Origin of the sequence: Micromonospora lupini str. Lupac 08, from assembly GCF_000297395.2 — a bacterium.
GTDB lineage: Bacteria > Actinomycetota > Actinomycetes > Mycobacteriales > Micromonosporaceae > Micromonospora > Micromonospora lupini.
Map to the genome: position 1 here is coordinate 656,209 of NZ_HF570108.1, position 25,331 is coordinate 681,539.

At 72.6% G+C, this 25,331-nt stretch carries 23 protein-coding genes and 2 pseudogenes; 14 read left to right on the forward strand and 11 right to left on the reverse strand.

Annotation, left to right across the window (positions count from 1 at the left end; genetic code table 11):
* Positions 1 to 31 precede the first annotated feature (31 nt).
* Positions 32 to 1,099, forward strand: coding sequence for a DUF2855 family protein (locus MILUP08_RS04280; RefSeq protein ID WP_007455045.1), 1,068 nt, complete (start codon positions 32 to 34; stop codon positions 1,097 to 1,099).
* Positions 1,100 to 1,107: 8 nt separating this feature from the next.
* On the opposite strand, the gene MILUP08_RS04285 is transcribed toward MILUP08_RS04280, so the two are convergent.
* Positions 1,108 to 1,908 (reverse strand): SDR family NAD(P)-dependent oxidoreductase, encoded by an 801-nt coding sequence (locus MILUP08_RS04285; protein WP_007455046.1) that lies wholly within the window; start codon positions 1,906 to 1,908, stop codon positions 1,108 to 1,110.
* A gap of 317 nt (positions 1,909 to 2,225) precedes the next feature.
* On the opposite strand from MILUP08_RS04285, the gene MILUP08_RS04290 reads away from it, so the two are divergent.
* The 3 genes from MILUP08_RS04290 to MILUP08_RS04300 all read left to right on the forward strand — a co-directional run bounded on the left by MILUP08_RS04290 (position 2,226) and on the right by MILUP08_RS04300 (position 4,975).
* A complete protein-coding gene (locus tag MILUP08_RS04290; protein ID WP_039905345.1) occupies positions 2,226 to 2,414 on the forward strand; it encodes a hypothetical protein in 189 nt (62 codons plus the stop codon).
* An 81-nt stretch (positions 2,415 to 2,495) separates the two neighbouring features.
* The gene (locus MILUP08_RS04295; RefSeq protein ID WP_007455049.1) at positions 2,496 to 4,331 is read left to right on the forward strand and encodes a sigma-70 family RNA polymerase sigma factor; all 1,836 of its coding nucleotides are present in this window, start codon (positions 2,496 to 2,498) and stop codon (positions 4,329 to 4,331) included.
* Positions 4,328 to 4,975 carry a DUF305 domain-containing protein gene (locus MILUP08_RS04300; protein ID WP_007455051.1) on the forward strand — a complete coding sequence of 216 codons (648 nt, stop codon included), beginning with the start codon at positions 4,328 to 4,330 and terminating at the stop codon, positions 4,973 to 4,975. The genes MILUP08_RS04295 and MILUP08_RS04300 overlap by 4 nt, the downstream gene beginning before the upstream one ends.
* Before the next feature lie 16 nt (positions 4,976 to 4,991).
* Here the strand turns inward: MILUP08_RS04300 and MILUP08_RS04305 are convergent, their stop codons facing one another.
* On the reverse strand, positions 4,992 to 5,552 hold the full coding sequence (locus tag MILUP08_RS04305) for a GNAT family N-acetyltransferase (RefSeq protein ID WP_007455053.1): 561 nt from the start codon (positions 5,550 to 5,552) through the stop codon (positions 4,992 to 4,994).
* A 125-nt stretch (positions 5,553 to 5,677) separates the two neighbouring features.
* Between MILUP08_RS04305 and MILUP08_RS04310 the strand changes: the two genes are divergently transcribed.
* Genes MILUP08_RS04310 through MILUP08_RS04320 form a run of 3 tightly spaced genes read left to right on the forward strand, consistent with a single transcriptional unit; the run spans position 5,678 to position 9,209 of the window.
* Positions 5,678 to 6,388 carry a siderophore-interacting protein gene (locus MILUP08_RS04310; protein WP_007455055.1) on the forward strand — a complete coding sequence of 237 codons (711 nt, stop codon included), beginning with the start codon at positions 5,678 to 5,680 and terminating at the stop codon, positions 6,386 to 6,388.
* The gene (locus MILUP08_RS04315; RefSeq protein ID WP_007455057.1) at positions 6,385 to 7,716 is read left to right on the forward strand and encodes an MFS transporter; all 1,332 of its coding nucleotides are present in this window, start codon (positions 6,385 to 6,387) and stop codon (positions 7,714 to 7,716) included. The genes MILUP08_RS04310 and MILUP08_RS04315 overlap by 4 nt, the downstream gene beginning before the upstream one ends.
* On the forward strand, positions 7,713 to 9,209 hold the full coding sequence (locus MILUP08_RS04320) for an MFS transporter (protein WP_007455059.1): 1,497 nt from the start codon (positions 7,713 to 7,715) through the stop codon (positions 9,207 to 9,209). The genes MILUP08_RS04315 and MILUP08_RS04320 overlap by 4 nt, the downstream gene beginning before the upstream one ends.
* Here MILUP08_RS04320 and MILUP08_RS04325 read toward each other — a convergent pair.
* The 3 genes and pseudogenes from MILUP08_RS04325 to MILUP08_RS04335 form a co-directional block, all read right to left on the reverse strand.
* Positions 9,206 to 12,073: an FAD-binding and (Fe-S)-binding domain-containing protein gene (locus MILUP08_RS04325; protein ID WP_007455062.1), complete on the reverse strand. Its 2,868-nt coding sequence runs from the start codon at positions 12,071 to 12,073 to the stop codon at positions 9,206 to 9,208. The genes MILUP08_RS04320 and MILUP08_RS04325 overlap by 4 nt on opposite strands.
* A gap of 24 nt (positions 12,074 to 12,097) precedes the next feature.
* A pseudogene (locus MILUP08_RS04330) lies at positions 12,098 to 13,281 on the reverse strand (anhydro-N-acetylmuramic acid kinase).
* Positions 13,278 to 14,843 carry a sodium:solute symporter gene (locus tag MILUP08_RS04335; protein WP_007455066.1) on the reverse strand — a complete coding sequence of 522 codons (1,566 nt, stop codon included), beginning with the start codon at positions 14,841 to 14,843 and terminating at the stop codon, positions 13,278 to 13,280. Before MILUP08_RS04335 ends, MILUP08_RS04330 begins: the two are co-directional and overlap by 4 nt.
* Positions 14,844 to 15,030: 187 nt before the next feature.
* Here MILUP08_RS04335 and murQ point away from each other — a divergent pair, with 187 nt between their 5' ends.
* Positions 15,031 to 15,924 carry an N-acetylmuramic acid 6-phosphate etherase gene (gene murQ / locus MILUP08_RS04340; RefSeq protein WP_039905349.1) on the forward strand — a complete coding sequence of 298 codons (894 nt, stop codon included), beginning with the start codon at positions 15,031 to 15,033 and terminating at the stop codon, positions 15,922 to 15,924.
* A 45-nt stretch (positions 15,925 to 15,969) separates the two neighbouring features.
* Here murQ and MILUP08_RS04345 read toward each other — a convergent pair whose 3' ends face one another.
* From MILUP08_RS04345 to MILUP08_RS04370, 6 genes and pseudogenes are all read right to left on the reverse strand, one after another.
* The gene (locus tag MILUP08_RS04345; protein ID WP_007455068.1) at positions 15,970 to 17,253 is read right to left on the reverse strand and encodes a GAF domain-containing protein; all 1,284 of its coding nucleotides are present in this window, start codon (positions 17,251 to 17,253) and stop codon (positions 15,970 to 15,972) included.
* Between the two features lie 147 nt (positions 17,254 to 17,400).
* A complete protein-coding gene (locus MILUP08_RS04350) occupies positions 17,401 to 17,688 on the reverse strand; it encodes a hypothetical protein (RefSeq protein ID WP_144056859.1) in 288 nt (95 codons plus the stop codon).
* A 14-nt stretch (positions 17,689 to 17,702) separates the two neighbouring features.
* A complete protein-coding gene (locus tag MILUP08_RS33615) occupies positions 17,703 to 18,422 on the reverse strand; it encodes a protein kinase family protein (RefSeq protein WP_051065660.1) in 720 nt (239 codons plus the stop codon).
* A gap of 511 nt (positions 18,423 to 18,933) precedes the next feature.
* Positions 18,934 to 19,410 (reverse strand): annotated as a pseudogene (locus MILUP08_RS37520) (WXG100 family type VII secretion target); the annotation flags it as partial.
* 152 nt (positions 19,411 to 19,562) lie between these two features.
* Positions 19,563 to 19,886 carry a hypothetical protein gene (locus tag MILUP08_RS04365; RefSeq protein ID WP_144056860.1) on the reverse strand — a complete coding sequence of 108 codons (324 nt, stop codon included), beginning with the start codon at positions 19,884 to 19,886 and terminating at the stop codon, positions 19,563 to 19,565.
* Positions 19,876 to 20,307: a YbaB/EbfC family nucleoid-associated protein gene (locus MILUP08_RS04370; protein WP_007455077.1), complete on the reverse strand. Its 432-nt coding sequence runs from the start codon at positions 20,305 to 20,307 to the stop codon at positions 19,876 to 19,878. Before MILUP08_RS04370 ends, MILUP08_RS04365 begins: the two co-directional genes overlap by 11 nt.
* A gap of 237 nt (positions 20,308 to 20,544) precedes the next feature.
* On the opposite strand from MILUP08_RS04370, the gene MILUP08_RS04375 reads away from it, so the two are divergent.
* Genes MILUP08_RS04375 through fabG form a run of 6 tightly spaced genes read left to right on the forward strand, consistent with a single transcriptional unit; the run spans position 20,545 to position 25,312 of the window.
* Positions 20,545 to 21,480, forward strand: coding sequence for a ScbA/BarX family gamma-butyrolactone biosynthesis protein (locus tag MILUP08_RS04375; RefSeq protein ID WP_007455079.1), 936 nt, complete (start codon positions 20,545 to 20,547; stop codon positions 21,478 to 21,480).
* The gene (locus MILUP08_RS04380; protein ID WP_007455081.1) at positions 21,477 to 22,103 is read left to right on the forward strand and encodes an HAD family hydrolase; all 627 of its coding nucleotides are present in this window, start codon (positions 21,477 to 21,479) and stop codon (positions 22,101 to 22,103) included. Before MILUP08_RS04375 ends, MILUP08_RS04380 begins: the two co-directional genes overlap by 4 nt.
* Complete coding sequence (locus MILUP08_RS04385) at positions 22,100 to 23,146, forward strand: ketoacyl-ACP synthase III family protein (RefSeq protein ID WP_007455083.1); 1,047 nt, start codon at positions 22,100 to 22,102, stop codon at positions 23,144 to 23,146. Before MILUP08_RS04380 ends, MILUP08_RS04385 begins: the two co-directional genes overlap by 4 nt.
* Positions 23,143 to 23,379 (forward strand): acyl carrier protein, encoded by a 237-nt coding sequence (locus MILUP08_RS04390; protein ID WP_007455085.1) that lies wholly within the window; start codon positions 23,143 to 23,145, stop codon positions 23,377 to 23,379. The genes MILUP08_RS04385 and MILUP08_RS04390 overlap by 4 nt, the downstream gene beginning before the upstream one ends.
* Positions 23,376 to 24,611, forward strand: a complete 1,236-nt coding sequence (locus MILUP08_RS04395) for a beta-ketoacyl-[acyl-carrier-protein] synthase family protein (RefSeq protein ID WP_007455087.1) — start codon at positions 23,376 to 23,378, stop codon at positions 24,609 to 24,611. Before MILUP08_RS04390 ends, MILUP08_RS04395 begins: the two co-directional genes overlap by 4 nt.
* A complete protein-coding gene (gene fabG, locus MILUP08_RS04400) occupies positions 24,608 to 25,312 on the forward strand; it encodes a 3-oxoacyl-ACP reductase FabG (RefSeq protein ID WP_007455089.1) in 705 nt (234 codons plus the stop codon). Before MILUP08_RS04395 ends, fabG begins: the two co-directional genes overlap by 4 nt.
* Positions 25,313 to 25,331 lie beyond the last annotated feature (19 nt).

Below are 25,331 nucleotides of genomic sequence, written 5' to 3' on the forward strand. Positions count from 1 at the left end.
CTCTCAATTCGAGGCTGTCTAGCGTCAGGCCATGGCTGACTCGTGGACCTTCGCCGTGGCCCGTGAAGACCTGCACCACACCACGCTCGCCGACGCCGAGGCGCCCGCGCTGCCCGCCGGCGCGGCGCTGCTGCGCGTCGACCGCGTCGGCCTCACCGCCAACAACGTGACCTACGCGGTGCTCGGCGACGCCATGCGCTACTGGGAGTTCTTTCCGCCCGGTCCGCGCGGGCTCGGGCCGCAGTGGGGGCTTCCGCCGCTGTGGGGCTTCGCCGACGTGGTCGCCTCGACGGTTGCCGGGGTCGAGGCCGGTCAACGGGTCTACGGTTACCTGCCTCCCGCCGGCCACCTGGTGGTCCGGCCGGACCGGGTGGACGCGTCCGGGTTCCGCGACGTGAGCCCGCACCGGGCCGAGCTGCCCTCGCCGTACAACGCGTACCGTTCGACCGCTTCAGACCCGGCGTACCAGGCCGGTCAGGAGGATCTGCTGATCCTGTTCCGGCCGCTGTTCTTCACCTCGTTCATGCTCGCCGACCAGGTCGTCGACAACGACTTCTACGGCGCGCGCTCGATCGTGCTGTCGTCGGCGTCGAGCAAGACGGCGTACGCCGCCGCGTCCGAACTGCACGGTCGCGGCCCGCGCCTGGTCGGGCTCACCTCGCCCGGCAACGTCGCGTTCACGCGGTCCCTCGGCTGCTACGACGACGTCGTCACGTACGACGACATCGACGCCCTCGACGCGGTCCCGACCGTGTACCTCGACCTGTCCGGCGCCCCCGCGACCCGGGCCGCGCTGCGCGGTCACCTCGGCGACCGGCTCGTCCGGGACATCGCGGTCGGGCTCACCAACCAGACGCCCAACGCGGACGCCGCCGGGGAGGTCTTCTTCGCGCCGGTGCAGATGCGCAAGCGCAGCCGGGACTGGGGCCGCGACGGGCTCGACAGGCGGTTCACCGACGCCTGGCAGCGGTTCGTCCCGGCGGCGAGCGCATGGATCGACGTGCGGGTCGGCAACGGTCCCGAGGCCCTGCGGCACGCGTGGCTCGACGTCCTCGCCGGTCGTACGCCGCCGCGCGTGGGCCACGTCGTCCAGTTCTGAGCCGACCGTCACGGGACGATCGCGTCCACGTAGCCGCCGTCGACCCGGACCGCCGCGCCAGTCGTCGCGGAGGCGAGCGGCGAGGCGAGGTACGTGACCATGTTGGCGATCTCCTCGGGCTCGATGAGGCGCTGGAGCAGCGACTGCGGACGGTGCTGCCGCATGAACTCCCGCTGCGCCTCCTCCCACGGCAGACTGTCGCCGACGAGCTCGGCCACGAAGTCCTCCACGCCCCCGGTGTGGGTCGGTCCGGCCAGCACCGAGTTGACTGTCACGCCGGTGCCGGCGGCGGCCTTCGCGAACCCGCGCGAGACGCCGAGCAGGGCCGTCTTCGAGACGCCATAGTGGATCATCTCGGCGGGGATGGCGACCGCCGAGTCACTGGCGATGTACTGCACCCGACCCCAGCCGCGTTCCATCATCCCGGGCAGGTAGGCGCGGGTCAGCCGGACGCCGGCCAGCACGTTCACCTCGAAGTAGCGACGCCACTCGTCGTCCGTGATCTCCAGAGCCGGAGTGGGGCCGAAGACGCCGAGGTTGTTGACCAGGATGTCGACGCTGGGCAGGAGGTCGAGCACGCGAGCCGTACCGTCGTCGGTCGACACGTCGGCGTCCACCTCGACGACCTCGGCGCCGGGGACCTCGCCGCGCAGCGCCGTGGCCGCGCGCTCGACCGAGGCGGCGGTACGGCCGTTCACGGCGACCCGAGCCCCGGCGCGGGCGAGCGCGGCCGTGATGGCGGCGCCGATTCCCTGGGTCGAGCCGGTCACCAGGGCGGTCCTGCCAGCAAGATCGATCTGAACCGTCATGTCTGTCCTGTCCGTTCGCACCACACCGAACCCGGGTCGGGGGCCGGCTTCCGCAGTCTCGACCGTAGCCGTGCCGACTCGACCCGGCAGGGTGAGTCGGACAGATCACGCCCCGACCTGGGCCGGCGCGAGAACGCCCGCGATCGGCTGGTGGCGTCGGTCCCGTACCCGCCGGTTGCCCCCGGCCGCTAGGCTGTGGGTGCGGGCACCGATGGCCCATCGCCGGGCCCGCCCCTCCGCCTCTCCACGGCTTCGAAGCTGCCGACGACTGAGTCGAGCGCTGCCGTGCACATCTCCTGGAGCACCTCGTGCCCGATATGACGTCCGCCCGGAACCCCTTCACCATCGAGGGGGGCAGGGTCGTCGACGACGAGCGCAGTCCGGCCGCGGACGTCAGTGCCGCGTCCATGACCCGACTGCGTACCCCCTTCGCGGCCGAGGCCGAGGCCGAAGCCGGCGCCCCGGCCGACCGGCCCGACCGCCCGGAGGAGAAAACCGTAATCTGACCCGCTGCCGCTCGTCTCCGATCACGAGGCGGACAGCGCGCACGCGCGCTGTCCGGACCGAGCGCAGGAGGAGTGGGATCCATGTCGTCAGCCGGTCGGGCAGCACCCGATCCCGGGCTGGTCGTCGCGGCTCGACAGGGCGACCGGCGCGCTCTCGACGACGTCGTGGCGGCCTCGCTTCCGCTGGTCTACAACATCGTCGGGCGCGCGCTCCGCGGCCACGCCGACGTCGACGACGTCGTCCAGGAGACCCTGGTACGGGTGATCCGGCACCTGCCCGCGCTCAACGACCCGGCGGCCTACCGGTCCTGGCTCGTGGCGATCACCATCCGTCAGGTGCGCGACTGGGACCAGCGTCGCCGTGTCGCGCTCAACCGGGACGCCGGGCTCGACGCGATCCACAACGTGCCCGATCCGGCCTCCGACTTCGCCGGGATGACGATCCTCCGGCTCGGCCTCACCGACCAGCGACGTGAGGTCGCCGAGGCGACCCGCTGGCTCGATCCGGACGACCAGGAACTGCTCTCGCTCTGGTGGCTGGAGGAGACCGGCGAGCTGACGCGTGCCGAGATCGCCGAGGCCGCGAGTCTGTCGCCGGGGCACCTCGCGGTGCGCATCCACCGGATGAAGGAGCAGATCCAGAGTGCCCGGGGCGTCGTCCGCGCCCTGCATGCCCGTCCCGGCTGCCCGGACCTGGGCGCGGTGGCGGCCGAGTGGGACGGCACTCCCAGCCCGCTGTGGCGCAAGCGGCTGGCCCGACACGTCCGTGACTGCGCGTTCTGCGGGCGCCTGGGCGCCGCGTTCCTGCCGATCGACCGGCTGCTCGCCGGCATGTCGCTGCTGCCGCTGCCGGCCGGCCTCAGCGCCCACGTCCCGAGCGCGACCGTGCCCCCGGCCGCCGCGCCGGCCGTCGTACCGCATCCCCCGGGTGTCGCCGAGCTTGCGGTGCACGCGCCCCGCGGCCTGATTCCCTACCTGGCCGGGGGAGTGGTTGCGGCGGTCCTCACGATCACCACGTTGGTGGTGGCGCTGCCGGACGATCCGGCCGCCGCGCCCTCCTGGGCCGCCCCGACACCATCCGCGGCGCCCGTCGCCGTCGCCTCCGCCTCCGCCTCCCCGAGCAGCGCGCCGTCACCGAGCCCGCGCCCCTCGTCGAAGGCCGCGGTCGCACCGGCGGTCAGCTCCGCGCGCAAGGGCGTCGGGGTGTGGAACTTCGCCGGAGCGAGCCAGGCGTTGGCCAGCTCGAAGGCCGGCTGGTACTACACCTGGGGCACCCAGCACCCGGGGATCAGCACTCCGCGCGGCGCGACGTTCGTACCCATGATCCGCAGCGCCGAGAACGTCACCGCCGCGGAGCTGACCCGGGCCAAGGCCGCAGGGCCCCACCTGCTCACCTTCAACGAGCCGGACCTGCCCGAGCAGGCGAACATGACAGTCGCGCAGGCCCTGGACCTGTGGCCGCAACTGATGGCGACGGGCAGCCGGCTGGGCAGCCCAGCGGTCGCCTTCGGCGGCGCCGACCCGCAGGGTTGGCTGGACCGGTTCATGACCGGCGCCGAGGCCCGGGGTCACCGGGTGGACTTCATCACCCTGCACTGGTACGGCGCCGACTTCACCACCGCGGCGGCGGTGAACCAGCTTCGGCAGTACCTGCAGGCCGTCTACCAGCGGTACCACAAGCCCATCTGGCTGACCGAGTTCGCGCTGATCCGCTACGACGGCGGGCGTCAGCAGTTTCCCGGCCAGGAGCAGCAGGCGGCCTTCCTCACCGCGGCCACCGGCATGCTCGGCCAACTCTCCTACGTGCAGCGCTACGCCTGGTTCGGCCTGCCCGCCACCGACAAGGACCGGTCCGGGTTGTTCAGCGACGGCACCCGGGCGACAGTGATCGGCCGCGCGTTCCAGGCGGCACGTTGACCAGCCGGGCCGAGTGGGCAGGGCGGGCCGGCCGGGTCGGGCGGATCGTCGGCGTCGTCGTCACCCTTGCCGCGACGGCGCTTGCCGTCGGTCTGACCCGGGACGCCGGCCGGGTCGACCGGACCGCCGCGCCGGCGTCGGTGGCTCCCGCCCCGACCTCGCCGGTGCTGCTCAACGGCACCGATGACGCCTTCATCCAACTGCTGCTCCCGATGAACGACGGCGCGCTCGCGTTGATCGACGACCTGGACGCCCGTCCGTCGGCCGGTGATCCCGCGCTGCGCGCCGTCCTCGGTGACATCCGGGCGGCGCACCGGGCCGAGTCGGTGGAACTGCGAAGGCTGCTGGCCGCCGGCAACAGGCCGGAACAGAACATCCATGCGGGGCACCAGATGCCCGGCATGGTCACCGACGTCGCTCTCGCCGAGCTGCGCGCGGCTCCTGCTGCCGAGGTGCCCACCCGGGCGGTCGGTCTGCTCCGGGCGCACCTCGCGCAGACCGTCGTGCTGTGCCGGGGCGAGCAGACCGCCGGGGGCAGCCCGGAGGTGCGGACCCTCGCCGGCCGGATCCAGGAGGCGCGGGCCGCCGAGCTGAACGCCCTGGCACGTCAGCCCGGCGGGACCGGGGCCCCGCCGGCCGACTGAGCCGGCGCGGGGCCGGTCAGCCAGGCGTCGGGTGGTCCGACTCGAACCGGGAGCGGGTGAGGAACGCCAGTTGCGCGCGCTTGTCCGGCATGTCGATCTCGGCGTCGAAGGTGAAGCCCTCGATCTCCAGTCGGCGCAGCGCGAGATGGTTGCGGACGTCCGGCTCGACGACGATCCGCTGGGCGGCCGGATCGAGGAACAGGAAACGGGCCAGGGCGGGGCCGACGGCGTTGGTCAGGCCGCGGGCGAGGTGGCGTGCGGGGCAGAGCAGCAGGTGCATCCCGATGTCCCCGGGCCGTACGGCGTACCGCTCGCCGACCGGGTCCGCCTCGGGCTGGTAGCTCTGGAACAGGCCGACCGGCTCGCCGTCGATCCTGATCAGGTACGCGTGGTGGGTGGGCAGACCGTCGACGAAGGTGTAGATCTCGTGGACCTGGTCGACGGTGTGTGACCCCATGCCCCAGAACGAGTTGCGGGGCAGGGTGACCCAGCCGTGCAGGAGCGCGGCGTCCCGGTCGGGTACGACGGGCGTCAACGTCAGCTCGCCGAGTTCGGTGATCTTCTCCTGGTATGTCATGTCGCGGGGTCCTCTGCTGGTCGGGGTGATCGCGCCCGGGATGACGTGAGGGGGACACGCGTTCCACGCGCGGCGGAGTTAGGTTACCCTCCCCTAACAAAGGCTCGCCTTACCTGGAGGGGTGCGTGAAACGGAACTGGGAAGCCCTGGTCCTCAAGGCCATGGGAGGCCGGGACTTTCAGTTGACGGTGCGGGCGAGCGAGTCGGTGGACGGGCACTACCAGCGGCTGCTCCTGGACGACGGCGGCCTGTTGGAGACGTGCGGGGTCCACCCGACGATGTGGGTCCGGCTGTGGTTCGACAACGACGGCCGGGCACACCAGCGGGCGTACACGATCGTCGACCCCGACCCGGCCAACGGCAGGTTCAGCCTCGAATTCGCCATCCACGACGGCTGCGCGGCCCGCTGGGCCACCACGGCGCAGGTCGGCGACACCATCGTCGCCACCGTCCAGGGCAGCGCTTTCCAACTGCCCGATCCGGCACCCGAGCACCTCTACCTCGTCGGGGACGCGGCGTCCCTGCCGGCGGTCAACAGCCTGCTCGACGCGGGCGCCGACATCCCGGCGACGGTCTGGCTGGAGTACGCCCACGAGGGCGAGAAGGCCCTCACGCCGCGTGCCCGGGCACACCACGCCATCACCTGGGTCCCCCGGGACACGGACGGTCGACACCTCGTCGAACGGGTCCGCTCCGACCTGCCCGCCAACGACGCCGCCCACTACTGGGTGGCCTGCGAGGCGGCCACCACCCGGGGCATCACCCGACACATCCGCCGGACGCTCGGCGTCGACAAGGACCGGTTGACCTCGCTCGGCTACTGGAGAGCCCCGTGAGAGGCCGACTCGGCACCCTGACCGCGCTGTACGTCACCCAGTACCTCGGCATCGGCTTCATCACCGTCGGGCTGACCGCCATCCTGCGCGACGGCGGCACCTCACTGGACACCCTCGCGCTGTTGCAGGTCGTCGGCCTGATCTGGCCCGTCAAGTTCCTCTGGGCGCCGATCCTCGACCGGTACGGCTCCCAGCGCCGCGGCCACTACCGGTCCTGGCTCCTCGTCCTGCAGAGCGCCCTGGTGCTGGCACTGCTGGCGCTGCTGCCGTTCTCCCGCCCGGCCGACGCGCTCGGCCCGGTCATCGCCATCTGCGCCGCGTACGTCTTCTTCTCCGCCACCCAGGACATCGCGGTGGACGCCGTCGCCGTGCGGATGCTCGGCGAGGCGGACCGGGGGACGGGCAACGGCATCCAGGTGGCGGCGAGCTACCTCGGCAACCTGCTCGGCGGCGGCGCCTGCGTGCTGGTCTACGACCGGTTCGGCTGGGCGTGGGCGGTCGGCCTGCTGGCCGCGTTGACCGCGCTCGGACTGCTTGTGGTGTGGCGGTTCTCCGAGCCCGCCCGGACCGATCGGGTGGACCACGTCGGCACGGCCTACCGGGCGCTGCTGTCGGTGTTCGGCCAGCCCGGCTGCCGGTGGTGGACGTTCGGCGTCGTGCCGCTGGTCTACGTCGGCGCGGGCATGGCGTACGCCCTGGTGACGCCCGCCCTGGTGGACGCCGGGTGGTCGCTGGGCCGGATCGGCGTGGTGACCGGTGTGGTGACAAGCGCGCCGGCCATCGTGGCCGGTCTGGTCGCCGGGGTGGGCATCGGGCGGTTCGGGCGGGGCAGGATGCTCGTGGCCGGCGGCGTGACCCTCGCGGTGTCGACGGCGATGCTGCTGCCGCTGTTGAACGGCCGCGCGCCGCTGGGCGGGACGATCGCCGCGCTCTGCTTCTTCATGGTGGCCTACACGATCGCCAACGTCGTGCTCTACACGGTCAACATGGACTACTCACGACCGGGCACCGGCGGCACGGACTTCACGGTCCTGTCGTCGTTCGGCCTGGTCTGCTCGTTCGTGGCCGCCTCGGTGGGCCTGGCGGCGGCCGACCGGATCGGCTACCCGCCGGTCGCGATCGCCGCCGTCGTGCTGGTGGCCGCCGGGGTCGCGCTCGGCCTGGCGCACCAGCGGCGTTTCCCCCGCCCGTCCGGCGCCGCGCCCGAGCCGGCCCCCGAGCCCGCCACCGAGCGCGCCCCCGAGCCGGCCCCCGAGCCGGCCTCCGAGCCGGCCACCGAGCCCGCCCCCGAGCGCCCGTCGGCCGACAGCGCGCGGGCAGCGGTGTGACACTCGTCCAGCCGGTCGCCGTTCCCACGGCGGGGGCCCGAACGCCGCACCGCTGGCTCATCCTGGCCGTCCTCTGTGTCGCGCAGCTCGTCGTGGTGCTGGACAACACGGTGCTGACCGTGGCGGTGCCGGTGCTCACCACCGAGTTGGACGCCAGCACCGCCGACGTGCAGTGGATGATCAACGCGTACGCCCTGGTGCTGTCCGGGTTGCTGCTCACGGCGGGCGCCGCCGCCGACCGGTACGGCCGGCGGCGGATGCTGCTCGCCGGGCTCGTCCTGTTCGGACTGGGCTCGCTGGTGGCCGGTCTCGCGAGCACCAGCGGTCAACTGATCGCCGCCCGGGCGGGTATGGGCGTCGGCGGGGCTCTGCTGGTCACCTCGACGCTCGCGGTGGCGATGCAGGTCTTCGACGGCCCCGAACGGTCGCGGGCGATCGGCATCTGGGCGGCCACCAGCGCGTTGGGCTTCGCGGTCGGGCCGCCGATCGGCGGCACCATCCTGGCCCACCTGCCGTGGGGCGCCATCTTCCTGCTGAACGTCCCCATCGTGCTGGCCTGCCTGCTCGTCGGGCGGGCGCTGGTGCCGGAGTCCCGTGGTCCGGCCGGTGGCCGACTCGACGTCTGGGGCGCCACGCTCTCCACCGCCGGGCTCACCGCCGTCGTCTTCTCGATCATCGCCGGACCGGAGCGGGGCTGGGCGTCGGCCGAGGTGGTCGGCGCGGCTGTCGTCGGAGTGGTCCTGCTCGGGTTGTTCGTCAGTTGGGAGCGGCGGATCACCCACCCCATGCTGGACATGCACTTCTTCCGGGACCGCCGGTTCGTCGGCGCGGTCTCCGGCGTCGTCCTGATCACGTTCGGGGCCACCGGAGCGCTGTTCCTGCTGACCCAGCACCTCCAGTTCGTCAGCGGTTACCCGGCCTGGGAGGCGGGCCTGCGCATGGCGCCGTTCGCCCTGTCCATCGTGCTGCTCAACGTCAGCGGCGTCGCCGCCGCCGTCATCCGCCGTCTCGGCCTGGCCGCCGCCATCGCCGTCGGCATGGCGTTGCTCGCGGCCGGCCTCGCGACGGTGACCCTCGTGTCCTCCGACGGGTACGCGGTGCTGCTCGGCGGCCTGCTCGTCATGGGCGTCGGCTGCTCCCTGGCGAACCCCGCGATCGTGGAGGCGGTGATGAGCGCGATCCCGGCCGAGAAGGCCGGCGCCGGCGCCGGGGTGGACGGGACCATGACCGAGGTCGGCAGCAGTCTCGGCATCGCCGTCCTCGGCGCGGTGTTGAACGCCCGGTTCGCGGCGCTGCTGCCCGCCGGGCTGGCCGGAGCGCAGTCGTTTCCGGCAGCGCTCGCCGCCGCCGACGAGGGGCCGCAGCGGCAGGCCGTGACCAGCGCCTTCGCCTCCGCGCTGGAGACCGGGCAGTTGGTGGGCGCCGCGGCGGTCCTGGCCGGCGGTCTGCTCGCCGCCGCGCTGCTGCGTCGCGCCTCCGGCCCACGGCCCTAGGCCGGCGGCTCGATCGCCTCGACGAGCACCTCGAGCACGTGTCGGTACGAGTGCCCGGTGGCCCGGCTCATGCCCATCTCGCAGGTGCGGTTGCAGGAGGCGTACGCGTCGTGGTCGCGCTTGTTGACCTCGGCGGCCTGCGCGGCGGTGGCGCCGGCGGTGACCTCGGGGTGCAGCAGCCCCCGGTCCCCGGCGAACGCGCAGCACCCCCAGCTGTCCGGCACGGTCACGGTGTCGGCGACCGCCCGGGCCACGGTGTGCAGGTCGTCGATGCCGCCCAGGTGCACTGTGGAGCAGGTGGGGTGCAGGGCAAGAGAGCCCAGGCGTCGGGGTTCGGGCAGCGCCGGAAGGAGGTGCTCGGCGGTGAAGGTCACGCTGTCGACGAAGCGCAGAGCGGCGTACCGGCCCCGGTCCTCCTCGGCCAGCGCGGCGGTCAACTGGGACAGCCCGTGGGTGCACGACGACGCGTCGCAGACGATGGGCAGGCGACCCTTGTCGCTTGCCGTCCACAACGCGGCAAGGGTCCGCTCGGCCATCTCGCGGTGGCCGGCCGGGTAGCCCTTGGACTGCCAGGGCGTTCCGCAGCACAGGCCCGCCGTCTCGGCCGGCACGACGACCGGCACGCGCGCCAGCTCGCACAGGCGCAGGAACGCCGCCGCCGAGCCGCCGGACGCGCCGTCCTCGGCCGCGAAGACGCTGCCGATGCACGCCGCGAAGAACACCGCCCGGGCGTCCGGCGCGCTGCGCGGCTCGGGGCGGGGCCCACCGGCGCGCGGCATGTCGGCGCTCCACTGTGGTACGAGTTCGGTCGCGCCGAGGGAACGGATCACCCCGGTGGCGGCGCGGGTCAGCGGTGTCGGCACGGCGTGCGCGGCGTTCAGCCCGACCCGGACGCCTGCCACGGCGCCCTTCCAGTGCCGGGCGACGCCACGGGCGGTGCGCTGGGCCCGTGGGCTGTGCCGCTCGGCGCGCAGCCGCTTCATCGCCGCGCCGGTGTCGATGCCGACCGGGCAGGCGGTGACGCAGAGGCTGTCGGCGGCGCAACTGTCCACCGCCGCGTACTCGTAGTCGGTGGTCAGCTCCCGGCGGCGCTCCTCGTCCCCGGCGGCGGTGGCGAGGGCGATCTGCCGTTGCAGGACGATGCGCTGCCGGGGCGTGGTGGTGACGTCGGCGGTGGGGCAGACCGGCTCGCAGTAGCCGCACTCCACGCAGGCGTCCAGCTCCGGATCGACTGTCGGGACGGCCTTGAGCTGCCGCAGGTGCACCGTCGGGTCTTCGTTGAGCAGCACACCGGGGTTGAGCAGGCCGCTCGGGTCGCACAACCGCTTCAGCTCGCGCATCACGTCGTACAGCTCGTCGCCGTACTGCCGGCGGACGAAGGGTGCCATGGCCCGGCCGGTGCCGTGCTCGGCCTTGAGGGTGCCCCCCTCGGCGAGCACGAGGTCGACCATGTCGTCGGTGAACCGGGCGTACCGGTCGATCTCGGCCGGTGTGTCGAAGGACTGGGTCAGCATGAAGTGCAGGTTGCCGTCGCGGGCGTGCCCGAAGATCACCGCGTCGGGATAGCCGTGCCTCTCGAACAGGCGGATCAGCCCGTCGCAGGTGCCGGTCAGACGCGGCATCGGCACCGCGACGTCCTCCAGCAGGGCCGTGGTGCCGGGCGGGCGAGCGCCGGCGACCGCCGTGTAGAGGCCCTTGCGCAGGTGCCAGAGCTTGGCCCGTTCGCGCGGGTCGCGGGTCAGCTCGGTGCCGGTGACGGCGGGCAGCCGGTCGAGCACCGGCTGGGCGTCGGCAAGCGTCGCGGCCAGCCGCTCCGCGCTGTCCTCGGCGAACTCCACGAGCAGCGCGGCGTGCCCGGCGACCGCCAGGCCGCGCAGGGCCGGGCTCGCGTCGGGGTCACGCTGACTGACCCGCAGCGCGGCCGCGTCGAGCAGTTCGGCGGTACGGGCACCGGCGGCGAGCAGGGCGGGCAGTGCGTCGGTGGCAGCGCTGAGACCGGGCAGGATCAGCAGGCCGGTGGCGGCGTGCTGGTGGATCTCGACGGTCCGGAAGACGGCCTCGGCCACGAACCCGAGCGTGCCCTCGCTTCCGATCATCAGGTGGGCCAGCATCTCGACCGGGCTGTCGTGGTCGAGCAGCGAGTTGAGCCCGTACCCCATGGTGTTCTTCATGGCGAACAGGCGCTCGATCGTGGCCCGCGACCCCGGCGTCGCGCGCACCCGGTCGCGCAGGCGCAGCAGCCCGGCGTGCAGGTCGGGCTCGGCGGCGCGCAGCCGGTCGTCGGCGTCGCGCGCGGCGGAGTCGACGACGGTGCCGGACGGGAGGACGAGGCGCAGCGACTCCATGGTGCGGTACGCGTTGTCCGTGGTGCCGCAGGTCATCCCGCTGGAGTTGTTGGCCACCATGCCGCCCACCGTGCAGGCGGCCTCGCTGGCCGGGTCCGGTCCGAGCCGGCGGCCGTAACGGGCCAGCCGGGCGTTCGCCTGCCGGATCGTCAGGCCCGGTTGGAGCCGGATGCGACGACCGTCGTCGAGCACCTCGGCGTGCCGCCAGTCGGTGCGCACGTCGACGAGCACGCCCGCGCCGCCGGCCTGCCCGGCGAGGCTGGTGCCGCCGCCGCGCAGGGTCAGCGGCACGCCGGCCTCCCGGGCACCGACCATCAACGCGCCCACCTCGGCTGCCGAGGCGGCGCGCACCACTGCCTGCGGCTCGAACAGGTACGGCGAGGCGTCGTGCGCCGCCGCGAGCCTGCGGGGCAGCTCGGCGCTGGCCCGGGTCGGATCGTCGAGGCGCGAGCGCAGCAGGTCGGCGACCTCGCGGGCGCGGACGCCGGCGGCGCTCGGCGCGGGAACGACTGTGCTCATGGCCGGATCCTCCTCCGAGGGTGGTCAGTCGGCGGCGATCAGCAACCGGTGGGGAGCGGTGTCGACCGGCGCCGGCAGCCGCAGCGGCTGGCGGCCGGGGGTGATGCTGCCGAGCACCGAGGCGTGCCGCGCGCCGGTGCCCGAGGGCAGGGCGCCCGGCAGTCCGTGCACGGTGAGGTAGCCCAGCAGCGCGAAGGCCAGTGCCTCCTTGGCGTCCGAGGCGACACCCACCTCGTCGCTGGAGGTCAGGTCGACGTCCGGTAGCTCGTCGACGAGCATGCCCATCAGCGTCGGGTTGTGCGCGCCGCCGCCGGAGACGACGAGCCGGGTGACGCCGTGCTCGCGGCAGGCGTCGGCCACCGTGACCGCCGTCAGCCGGGTGAGCGTGGCCAGCACGTCGTTCGGGTCCGGGTGGGCGCGTCGGCGAGGGCGGCGAGCAGGTACGGCCTGTGGAACAGCTCCTTGCCGGTGCTCTTCGGGCCGGGCAGCCGGTAGTACGGCTCGTCGAGCAGCCGCCGCAGCAACGCCGGGTTCACCTGCCCGGCCGCCGCGCCGCGCCCGTCCCGGTCGTACTCCTCGGCGCCGCCGCTGAAGTGGCGTGCGGCGGCGTCGAGGAGCGCGTTGGCCGGCCCGGTGTCGAACGCGAGGGGATCCGCGTCCGGTGCGACGACTGTGATGTTGGCGATCCCGCCCAGGTTCAGGGCGGCGGGGACGCCGGGCAGGCCGCGCAGCAGCAGCGCGTCGAACAGGGCGACCAGGGGAGCGCCCTGGCCACCGGCGGCCACGTCGCGGCTGCGCAGGTCGGACACGACCGGAAGGCCGGTGGCCTCGGCGATCCAGGCCGGCTGACCGAGCTGGAGGGTGCCGCGGACCGTACCTGCCTCGACCCAGTGGTGCATGGTCTGCCCGTGGGAGACGACCAGGTCGGCGCGGCCGTCGCACAGCTCCGCGACGGCCCGCACGCCCGCCTCGGCGAAGGCCTGGCCGATGCCGGTGTCGAGCACGCAGATCGCCTCGGTGGTGGTCGTCGCGGGTGGCGCCGCGGCGATCCGGGTGCGCAACTGCTCCGGGTACGGGTGGCTGAGCCGACCCAGCGATCGCATCCGCACGGTGTCGCCGCTCAGCTCGAACTCGGCGGCGGCGGCTTCGATGCCGTCGTACGAGGTTCCGGACATCAGGCCGATCACGCGCATCACGCCCTCCTTCATGCCCGGCCGGCCGGCGTCGTCGCCACGTCGTCGTCGACCTCGTCGGTGCGCCGGTGGTCGTACGGGTTCTCGGGCGCCGGGTGGAAGAGGCTCGCCACGGTGCCGACGACCAGGGTGATCAGGACGCCGATCGGGACCAGCCACTGCGCGGCGATCGCGGTCGCGGTGGTGGTACCGGCAGTCGTCACATCGATCTTGACGTAGCGGACGATGTAGGTCATCACCGCCACGGTGACGAGGAAGGCGATGAACGCGTCGACCTGGTTGGCCCGCTTGACGAGGCGGCCGAGCAGGAAGGCCCCGAGCAGCGCGCCGTAGGTGTAGCCGGCGATGGTCAGACCGGTCAGGTAGACGTTTCCGGTGCTGGAGCTGAACGCGCAGGCGAAGATCGCCATCAGCACCGCCCAGACCAGGGTCATCACTCGGGCGAGCCGGAGCATCGCGTCGTCGGACGGGACCTTGCGGAAGAAGCTGTGGATGAAGTCGGCGACGGTGGAGTTCGACATCGAGTTCAGTGCCGACGACAGCGACCCCATCGCGGCACCGAGGATGCCGGCCACCAGCAGACCCGAGATGCCCACCGGCAGGGCGTGCAGGATGAAGCTCGGGTAGAGGTTGTCGCTGCTGGCCAGGCCGAGCTCCTTGAAGGTCTGACCCTTGTTGTACGACCACAGCAGCGCGCCGACCAGGGAGAACGCGGCGAACTGGATGACCACGAAGACGCCCGAGGAGATCATCGCCTTCTGCCCCTCGCGCAGCGTGCGGGTGGACAGGATGCGCTGGACGATCAGCTGGTCCGACCCGTGGCTGGCCATCGCGAAGATCGCGCCACCGATGATCGCGGTCGGCAGGGCGAACGGGCTGGTGAGCACGTGTGCCAGGTTGAGGTTGGTGTCGAAGAGCTGGAACTTGCCGGCGTCCAGCGCCTGCGAGTAGCCGTCGAAGCCGACGGCGTGGCTGAGCACGGCGATGGCCAGGATCGCGCCGCCGAGGTAGAGCCCCATCTGGATGGCGTCGGTCCAGATGACCGCCTTGATGCCACCGAGGTAGGTGTAGACCACAGTGATGAGGGTGAGGACCACGATGATGGCCTGGTAGCCGACGTGCAGGCCGAATTCGTCGAGGAGCAGCTTGATGGGGATGGCCGAGGCGAAGAGGCGGACGCCCTCGGCGAGCAGCCGGGTGAAGACGAACGTGATCGAGGCCAGACCCTGAAGCTTCAGGCCAAACCGCTCACCGAGGTACTGGTAGGCGCTGACGAACCCACCCCGCTTGTAGAGCGGGATGAGCACCGTGGCCACCACGACGCGACCGATGACGTAGCCCAGGGCCAGCTCGACGTTGCCGAACCCCTGGCCGCTGTAGGCCCCACCGGGCACGCTGATCACGGTCAGCACGCTGGTTTCGGTGGCGACCACCGAGAACGAGACGGTCCACCACGGCAGGCGGCCCTCGCCCACGAAGTAGTCCTTGGCGGATTTCTGCTTCCCGGACAGGCGTAGTCCGACGTAGGCGATCACCACGAGATACAGCACGATCACGACAAGGTCGAGTTGACGCACGGTTCACTCCCCACCCAGCGGTTGTCAATAAGTGACGTTGGCCCACAGTAACCCGAAACTTTTTGCCAGTGCCCGTCCGGGCTGGTTACGCTGTGGTTTCAGCCTGCTGATAGAGGGCGCGTCGGCCCAGCAGGACGCGCCCGGTGGCATTCGGCGGCTGAACACCAGCGAGAGGAACGAACACCGGATGGACCTCAGCACCCTCGGCACCGAGACCCGCAACGACAAGACCAGCGACCTCGACCGGATGTCGCCCACCGAGTTGCTTCTCGCGATGAACGACGAGGACCGCTCGGTCGCGGACGCCGTCCGTCGGGCCGTACCGGACATCGCCGCCGCCGTCGACGTCATCGTGGCGTCGCTCCGCCAGGGCGGACGGTTGATCTACCTCGGCGCGGGCACCAGCGGCCGGATCGGCATGCTCGACGCCGTCGAGATCCCACCCACCTTCGGTACGACGCCCGACCGGGTCATCGGCCTGCTCGCGGGCGGGGCACGAGCCTTCGGCGTCGCCGTCGAGGGTGCCGAGGACGACCCGACCCGCGCCGTCGCCGACCTCGACGCCGTTGACCTGACCGCCCGCGACACGGTGGTCGGGCTCGCCGCCAGCGGCCGTACCCCGTACGTGGTCGGCGGGTTGGATCACGCCCGCGCGCGCGGCGCCGCGACCGTCTCCGTCGCCTGCAACACCGACGCGGTGATCAGCCGGCACGCCGATGTCGCCATCGAGGTGCCCACCGGCCCCGAGGTGCTCACCGGATCCACCCGGCTCAAGGCCGGCACCGCCGAGAAGCTCGTCTGCAACATGCTCTCGACAGCCACGATGGCCCGGCTCGGCAAGGTCTACGGCAACCTCATGGTGGACATGAACGCCACGAACGAGAAGCTCGTCGACCGGGCACGACGGATCGTCGCCGAGGCCGCCGACACCGACCTCGACACGGCCGCACGGGCGCTCGCGGCGGCACACGGGCACGCCAAGACGGCCATCGTGCTGCTGCTCGCCCACTGCACCGCCGAGGAGGCCGCGGCACGGCTGCGCGCCGCAGACGACGACGTCCGGGCGGCCGTCGCGGCCTGACGCCCGCCGGCGCACCAGCCGGTCACGGCTGGTGCGCCGGGGTCGTCAGCGGTTGACGTAGGCGGCCAGGCCGCCGAGCTCCTCGCTCGCGATGAACACCGACCGTACGTTGAGGATGGCCTCCTCGACGTGGGCGTCACAGCCCCACGCCGCATCACCCCACGAGTCGGCGATCTTGATCTTCGCCGGCGCGGTGCATCCCTGGGCGCCGCCGAGCTGGCAGTGCTCGGGATGCGGTCGGGCAGCCTGTGCGGCCGCGGCGGCGCGCATCCGGTCGGCGAGTTCCGCGGCGGTGGAGGCGCGCTGTTCGGCCTCGGCGCGTAGCTGCCGCTCGGCGCGTACCGCCTTGGCCAGCTCCTCGTTCGCGGCCTTGGCGCGTGCTTCGGCGGCCGTCTTCGCCTGCTCGACGTGGTGGCGCTCGATGGCCAGGGCCGCGGTGTCGGCGAAGACCCGGGCCAGAGCCAGATCGGTGTCCTGCGGGACGCGCGGGGTGCGGTGGTACATGGCGAAGGTGCCCAATAGGCCGCCGTCACGGGCCAGGATCGGCATCGACCAGCAGGCGGCGAGCCCGGCCCGCTCGGCCAGGTCGCGGAAGTCGTCCCAGAACGGATCGGTGGCGATGTCGGTGACGATGACCGGCTCCCGCCGGTGCGCGGCGGTGCCGCACGAGCCGACACCCTCACCGGTGGCGATCCCGTCGATGGCCCGGTTGTAGAACTCGGGCAGGCTCGGCGCGGCGCCGTGGCGCAGGTGCTCACCGTCCGGATCCGCGAGCAGCACGGAGACCAGCACCTGGTCCGGCGCGAGGTTCTCGATGCAGCGCGCCATCCCGTCGAGCACCTCGGCCAGGGGCGCCTGGCGGGCGATCTGCTCCAGCATGGCGCGGTGCTCGACCATCAGCCGCTGGGCGTGCTTGACCTGCGTGGTCTCCACGCCGATCACGCGGATCCCGGTCACGGTGCCGTCGGCGTCGCGGCGCGGCTCGTAGGTGAAGTCGAAGAACGCCTCCCGCGCGTGCGGGCCGGTCCCCAGCACGATCCGGGCGTCCCGACCCGTGTAGGGCTCACCCGTGCGGTAGACCTCGTCCAACAGGGCGACGAAGCCCTGACCGGCCAACTCGGGCATCAGCTCGGCGACCGGAACCCCGGTGCGCGCCCGCTCCTCACCGATGGTGACGAAGAACGCCGGGTTCGCCGTCTCCACCACGTGCGTGGGCCCCACGAGCGACGCGAAAACGGCGATGGACTGCCCGAACAGCGCCCGCAGATCCTCCTCGGCCGCCTCCCCGACACGCACCGCAGTCGACCGCTGGCCCGATATCGCCGTCATGCCGTGGTCGCCCCTCTCCTGTCCGGCTTCGTCGGATGACCCATGGTTCGTCGCCCGCTGACGGTCGCCAGAGTACGGGGGAGACCGCGAGGCCGCCGTGCAGCGTACCGATGGTCAGGCGGCGGCTGTCGTACCGGTGCGGGGGCCTCAGCCGCTCTCGTCCACGAACTTGTAGTAGCTCATCCGGAAGCGTTGCAGCAGGGCGCGCATGAACTCCGCACCGGCCTCCGGCGGCACCCGCTCCGCGCCGACCGGCACACCGTTGTCGTAGAAATCCTGTGCGACCGCACCCCACTCCGGATCGAGAATGGTCAGCGACACCGGTTGGCCGGGCTGCCAATTGAACTCGGCCACCCGCCGGTTGGTGTGCTGGGCGAACGTGTAGAGCGCCACCCTGGTCGCCGCCTGCTCGGTCATGCCTGCCTCCTGGTTCACCACGGCTCCTTCGCTCACCACGGGCTCGGCGGACGGAAGGCGTTCCACGCCTCGCCCGTGATCATGCCTCGGCTACGGATCTCGTTGAAGCGGTCCATCGCACCGGACAACGCCTGCTCGCTCAGACCGGTGCTGCGCAGCCGGTCGGCCAGCACGGCCGGGTCGGTGGCCTGGATCCGGGCCATCGTCTCCGGGCTGAGCGGCTGGTTCATCCGTTGCGAAACGAAGTCCGAACGCAGCGGTTCGCCGTTCGACTCGGGGAACGAGTAACCGTGGTCGATGGCGACCAGGCGGCCGTCGGGGCCGGTCAGGTAGTTACCCATGTGCCGGTCGGTGTTGCCGCTGACGTAGTCGAGCACCGCCATCCGCTCGCCCTCCGCGACGGGGTAGTCGCCGGCGGGACGACCCGGGCTCGCGTTCTCCACGAACTCCTGCATCGACCCGGCCCCGTGCGGACCGTCCCACCGTGCCGTCGTGGGCACCAGGCCGAAGCCCAGATCCTCGTCCAGGCGCGAGGCGGCGACCTCCCGGGCGGCCAGCTGGTTCTCCGGGATGGTGGAGCGGACCTGGACGAACTCGTTCTCCGGCACGTTCGGCTTGTACACGCCGTGCGTGCCGTCGGTGAACGTCACGTCGTACGCGTCGTTGACGTGTCCGCCGGGGTCGAGTTCGGTCATGCTGTGCACCTCCCTGCCGAGCAGCCGCAACTCGGCCTCGCTCGCATGATCGGGCACCAGCGGATCGGTGGTGGACCCGGGCTCGGCTGTGTCGGGTCCGTCGGTGTCCGGCGGGTCGTCGCCGTCGCGCGCCGGACCGCCGTCGTGGCCTGGCCCGCTGTCGTGTCCTGATCCGCCGTCGTGTCCTGACCCGCTGTGCGGCGGGTCCTCCGGCGTGTCCTGGCCCGCCCGCCGTTGGCGGCGCCCCGGGCGGTCCGCCGTGCGCCGGGCCGCCGCCGGGAGACCCCGGCGCGCGGTCGACGTCGGGTGGCCAGTCGTCCTGCCGCGCCCACGGCGGTGGCTGCCCGCCGCCGGCCGGGTCCGTGTAGCCGCGCGCCCCCGGGCCGGGAGCCGGCATGTCGGAAGGACTCGACCCGCCCGGGGTACGCCGGAGGCCGCGCAGCGCCGTGCGGAGGGTGTCGAGCAGGTCACCGAGCCTGGACAGGATCGGCCGGAGCCGGCTGACACTGCGGGCCAGCGCCGTGAGCAACCCGGTGATCTTGGCAGCCCACTTGGCGACAAGCGTGGACACCTGCGCCGCGACCAGCGGGGTCGCCAAGCCCAGGGTCAGCCCGGCCTCGGCGAGCCACTCCCACAGCCGGACGGCGAGGACCGAGACGAAGTCGGCGATCAGATCCCGGACCAGCTCCCGGACCAGCGCCACCAGCAGGCCCGCGCCCTCGACGACGGTGCCGAGCAGACCCGAGGCGTCCGCCAGGCCGGCGAGGTGGCGCAGGTGCTCGTCGCTGTAGCGGCGGTACGCCTCGGACGCGGGACCCGTCCAGGTCGCGATCTCGGTGCGCACCGCCTCGGACAGGGCGGTGACCTGACCGGTGACGTGCCGGGAGACGTTGTGCCACGTCTGCGCGTACGCGGTGATCTGGTCCGGGTCGCCGGCCAGCCAGTCGAGGGCGTCGGAGAGCGGCTTGACGTGCTCGATGAGCCAGGCGACCCCCCACGAGACGACCGACCCGATCGGGTCGACGCAGGTCGCCAGCACCTCCATCGACGTACCGAACCCGCCGATCGTCGAGTCGACCCAGGACCCGCTCTCGATGCCGTGGCGCAGGTCGACCAGGCTCTCGACGAGACCGACGCCGCTGTACGCGGTGGTGGTGTCCTGTCGGGCGGCGATCAGCGGGTTCGCCACGTCGGTGCTCACCTGTGCATCCGCCCGAGGGCAGCGGAGATCGTTCCGTCCACGTGGTGGTAGGCGTCCACCGTCCCGTCGAGCGCCCCGGCCGCGCTGTGCAACGCCTCCCGTGCCGCCGCGAGCGCCTCCACCGCCGGCCCCTGGACGACGTCCAACAGGAAGGGGATCGCCTGGCAGACGGGCAGGTGCCCGTACGCGCCGGCGCCCATCCGCATCTGCGCCCCCGCGTCGCGTGCGGCGCCGACCGCCTCGGCGATCCGGTCGACGGAGCGGGCGTGCCCGGTCACCGCCGCCGTGGTGACCTCGAACCCGGCTGCCTCAGCGCCCACGGTCACCCCACCCGGCGTACCCCGGCTCGTCCTCCTCGGTCACCTCGGGGAAGCGCGACTCGTAGCTGCCGACGACGGCGCGGGCGGTCTCGGAGTCGGCGCCGACGGTCTCCGCCGCGGCCTCCGCCACCTGCGGGGCCAGCTGCCCCTGCGCCCGACGCATCACCGCCAGCACCTCGGCGGCGATCTCGTTGGCCCGCCAGCTCAGCACCCGGTTGTCGAGTCGGAGGTCGGTCATCGCCCCGGACGCGGCGACGGTCACCTGGACCGCGCCGTCCGCACCCTCGGCGGTCGCCGACATCGCCGCCACCCGGTCGGACAACTCCTGCGCCCGGGCGGCCCGCTCGGAGATGCCCGCCGACCAGGAGGCGACGAACCGCTCGGTGGCCGCGTCGAAATCACCGCTGGGAAACTGCGCCATCAGACCTCCCCCGTGTGACGGCTGCCGACCGCCCCCAGGTGAGCCTGGCGCGGCGCGGCCAGCACACGATACGCCCTCACCCTCCGGTGTGGAGTCCGCTGCCGACGACGACGGCGGTCCGGGCGCGGGCCACCCTAGGCAATCTTGAGTCACCCTCGAATCCGGCGGCGGGGGTGCCTTGAGCGTCTCCTGTCACGGTGGTTCGTGAGCCCACGACACCAATGGACAGGAGTCGCCATGCCGCCGGTGGCCGCGCCCCCGCAGCAGATCGACGACCATGCGCTCGAGTTCGACCGTACGGTTCACCGCGCCCTGGTGCATCGCCGTGCCCTCGCGGAGGTGTTCCTCACCGACGCCGTACGGGTCGCCGATGACCGGTTCCTCGCCGCCGCCCAGCTACCTCGGGCCCACTGGTGCTACACCGACCACACCGCCGCACCCGCCCAGGTCGACCCGATGCTGCTGCTCGAATGCTGCCGCCAGGCCTCGACCCTGCTGGTCCACCGATTCCTGGACCTGCCGTTCGGCACCGCGTTTCTGGTGAAGAGCTGGCGGACCCGGATCACCGACCCGGACGCGCTGGTCAGCGGCCCCACGCCTGGTGAACTGCGGCTCGACATCCGCACCGCTGGCGCCCGCAGCCGGGACGGTCAGTTGCGGTCGCTGACTCTCGACATCGGGCTCCAGGTCGACGGTGCGGCGGTCGGCGAGAGCCACATCCAGGCCGGCTACCTGCCCGCGGAGGACTACACGGCGCTGCGCACCCTCCGGCGCCGCAGCCCCGCCCCGATGTCGGACGAGCTCGCGCCCCGCACCGGCGCCCAGCCGGTGCAGCCCGCCCTGGTCGGGCGCCGCGACCCCCGCAACGTCGTGCTCGCCGAAGCGCACGTGGCCGGCCCCACGGCCACCGCCCGCGTCGACGTGCCACTGGACCACGCCAGCCTCTTCGACCACCCGCTCGACCACGTGCCCGGGATGGCCCTGCTCGAGGCGGCCCGGCAGATGGCCGTCCTTCTCACCGGCGAGCCCCGGGTCACCGGCCTCGACGCGGCCTTCGTGCAGTTCGCGGAACTGGACAGCCCGCTGACCGTCACGGCGACCCAGGGCGAGCGGATCGATGTCGAGGTGAGCCAGAACGGCACAGCCGTCTGCACAGTGAAGTTGGAGCGATGAGAGCCGTCTGGACGGACTTCGCCGGCGTGCTGACCCCGCCGGTCGGCGAAACAGTGCGCAGCTTCTGCGCCGCCCAGGGCATCGAACCGGACCAGTACCTGGGCGCGATGAAGGTCGTCGGCGACCGCTACGGCGGAGACACCATGGCCCCGCTGGACACACCGCTGATCACTCAGGACGAGTGGGCCACGCAGATGGAGGAGGTGCTGGCCGAGCGGTACGGCGTCAGCGCCGACCTCTCGGACTTCGGCGCGAAGTGGTTCGCCGACCGGCGCAGCAACACGGAGTGGGTCGACTGGCTGCGAACCCTGCGCCGTCAGGGCACCTTCGTCGGGCTGGTGTCCAACATGGTGCCGGCCTGGGACGTGCACTGGCGGGCGATGCTGCCGGTGGCGGAGCTGTTCGACGACGTCGTGCTCTCGTTCGAGGTCGGCGCCCGCAAGCCCGAGCCGGCGATCTTCGCGCTGGCCGCGACCCGGGCCGGCGTACCGCCCCGCGACTGCGTCCTGGTCGACGACCTGGCGAAGAACTGCGCCGGGGCGCAGGCGGCGGGTTGGCACGCCGTGCACTTCACCAGCACCGGCGAGGCCGTCGCCGAACTCGAGCCCTGGATCCGACGATGAATGCCGTAGGTCTCGTCGCCGGGGTGTGGTACCCGTCCGTCCGGCAGACCGTCGCGGCCGCGGTGGCCTGCGGCGACGTCCGCGCCAAGACCGCCACCGAGCTGGGCTACACCGAGTTGCCCGTGTCGGTCGACGTGGCCCCTCCGGACATGGCCGTCCGCGCTGCCCGGCCCGTGCTCGACCGTGGACGTGTGCCCGCCGGGGACCTCGCCATGGTCCTGCACGCCAGCGTGCACCACCAGGGCCACGACGCCTGGTCCGCTCCGCACTACATCGCCCACCAGTTGGCTGCCGACCGGGCTGTGCCGATCGGTCTGCTGCAGCAGTGCAACGGCGGCGCGATCGGCATCGAGTTGGCCATCGACCGGCTCCGCGGCGACCCGCGATCCGGTCCCGTGCTGGTCACCACCGCCGACCGGTTCCTGACCCCGAGCTGGCACCGGTGGCTCACCGACTACGGCATGGCGACCGGCGACGGAGCCACAGCTGTCCTCGTCCACCGCGGCGACCGCCCCAGCGACCTGCTGTTGCACGCCTCGGCAACCACTGTCGCCGCCGACCTCGAGGTCATGCACCGCGGGGACGACGGGCTCGACGCCCACCCACTCGGGCACGGGCCGCAGATCGATGTCAAGCGCACGAAGCGTGCGTTCATCGCCGCGTACGGCGTCGACCGCTTCATCAAGACGGCCTACGACCGCATCTCCGAGGCGGTCGCCACGGCGTTGGCCGAGGCCGGGTTGTCCCGTTCCGACCTGCGGTACGCGGTCCTGCCCCGGCTCGGCACCAAGGCAATGGCCGAGGCCTACGTACCGCCGCTTGTCGAGCAGGTCGACGCCGATCTGCTCGATCTCGGTCGCGCGACCGGGCATCTCGGCGCGGGCGACCTCAACGCCAACCTCGCCGACCTCGGCCGCGGCGACTGGCTCGGGCCGGGCGACCACGCCCTGGTCCTCAACGGCGGCGGCGGTTTCACCTTCACCGCGATGGTGGTCAGCCGCCCCGACTCCCCCTCATCCACAGCCAGAGGAGCATTCCGATGAGCCTTGTCCAGCAGCGTTTCCACACCCTGCTCAGCACCAAGCTCGGCATTTCCGAGAGCGAGTTCACCGCGTCCACCACCCTGGAGGACCTCGAGTTCGACTCGCTGGCCCTGATCGAGCTCAGCGTCGCGCTGCAGAAGGAGTTCGGCGTCGTGCTCGACGAGACCGAGATGACCATCGAGAGCACAGTCGGTGAGATCGGCGGCAAGCTCGACGAACTGGTGGCCGCGTGACCGGCCGCGACCGGCGTTTCGAGGTCGCCGTCACCGGGCTGGGGCTGCTCACCCCGGCCGGGATCGGGGTCGAGGCCAACTGGGAGACGATCTGCGCCGGGGAATCCGTGGCGCGCATCGACGAGTCGCTGGCCGGTAATCCCGTCGACTTCGTCTGCCGGGTTCCGGACTTCGACGCCGCGGCGCTGCTGGGAGGCCGCAAGGCCGCCCGCCTCGACCGGGTCAACCAGCTGGCCCTCGTCGCCGCGCGGCAGGCGCTCGTCGACGCCGGTCTCGACCCGACCGACTGGGACGGGACCCGGGTCGGTGTGGTGATCGGCAACTCGTTCGGCGGGTGCGCCACCTACGAGAGGGAGCACGCCGCCTTCCTCGAGCAGGGCCCGCAGATCGTCTCGCCGACGCTTATGGTGACGGCCCCGGTGAACATGACCGCCGGCTACATCGCCATCGAGTGCCAGGCGACCGGCCCCAACTTCGTGGTGTCGACGGCGTGCGCGTCCGGCGCGACCGCGATCGGCCTGGCGCGGCAACTGCTCGAGTCCCGCAGTTGCGACATCGTGATCGCCGGGGGCACGGAGTCCTTCCTGACCCGTACCACCCTGGCGAGCCTGACCAACATGGGCGCGATGTCGCGGCGCCGCGACGACCCGGCTGCGGCGTCGCGTCCCTTCGATGTCGACCGGGACGGCTTCGTGGCGGGCGAGGGCGCAGCGATCCTCGTGCTCGAACGGACCGCCGACGCGCGCGCCCGGGGCGCGCGGATCCGGGCGAACATCAGCGGCTACGGCGCCTCGGCGGACGGTTTCCACGCCTCGCGGCCCGACCCCCAGGGCGGGGGCGCGGAACGGGCGCTGCGCGCCGCCCTCGCCGATGCGCTTGTCGAGCCCGAGGAGGTGGCGCACGTCAACGCGCACGGCACCTCGACGCCACTCAACGACGTCACGGAGTCGCGGCTGATCCGCCGGGTGCTCGGCGATCGACCGGCGGTGACCTCCACCAAGGGAGTGATCGGGCACCTCATCGGCGCGGCCGGGGCGGCCGAGGCGGCGTACTCGGTGCTCGCCGTGCAGCACGGGCTGGTGCCGCCCACGGCCAACCTGACCAGCCAGGATCCGCAGATCGAGGTCGACGTGGTGGCGAAGGCGCCGCGGGGGCTGGCAGTGGACGTCGCCGTGTCGAACTCGTTCGGTTTCGGGGGCCAGAACGCCGTACTCGTGGTCACCGCGCCATGAGCCGTTCCGTCCTCGTCACCGGAGGGAACCGGGGCATCGGGCTGGCGATCGCGCGGGCGCTGGTCGAGGCCGGTGACCGGGTGACCGTCACCTACCGCGCCACCAAGCCACCGGACGACCTGCCGGCGGTGCCGTGTGACGTGACCGACCCGGCGGAGGTGGCCGCCGCCTTCGACCAGGTGACGCGCGAGCAGGGGCCGGTGGAGGTGCTTGTCGCCAACGCCGGCATCACCCGCGACGGGCTGCTGCTGCGGATGACCGACGAGGACTTCGAGGACGTCCTCGCGGCGAACCTCACCGGAGCGGTTCGGGTCGCCCGTCGGGCGGCGCAGGACATGCTGGCCGCTCGCTGGGGCCGGCTGATCTTCATCTCGTCGGCGGTGGCGCTGACCGGCTCACCGGGCCAGGTCAACTACACCGCCTCCAAGGCCGCCCTCATCGGGGTGGCACGCTCGCTGGCCTGGGAGTTGGGCTCACGCGGCATCACCGCGAACGTGGTGGCGCCCGGCCTCGTGGACACCGACATGTCCCGGGCCATGTCCGAGCGCCGACGTGCCGAGTACCTCGCCATGACCGCCCTGCGGCGCACCGGAACTCCGGCGGAGGTCGCCGCCGTGGTGCGGTTCCTGGCCGGCGCCGAGGCGTCGTACGTGACGGGCGCGGTGGTTCCGGTCGCGGGCGGCCTCGGAATGGGCTTCTGACCTCAGACAGCAGGAAGGA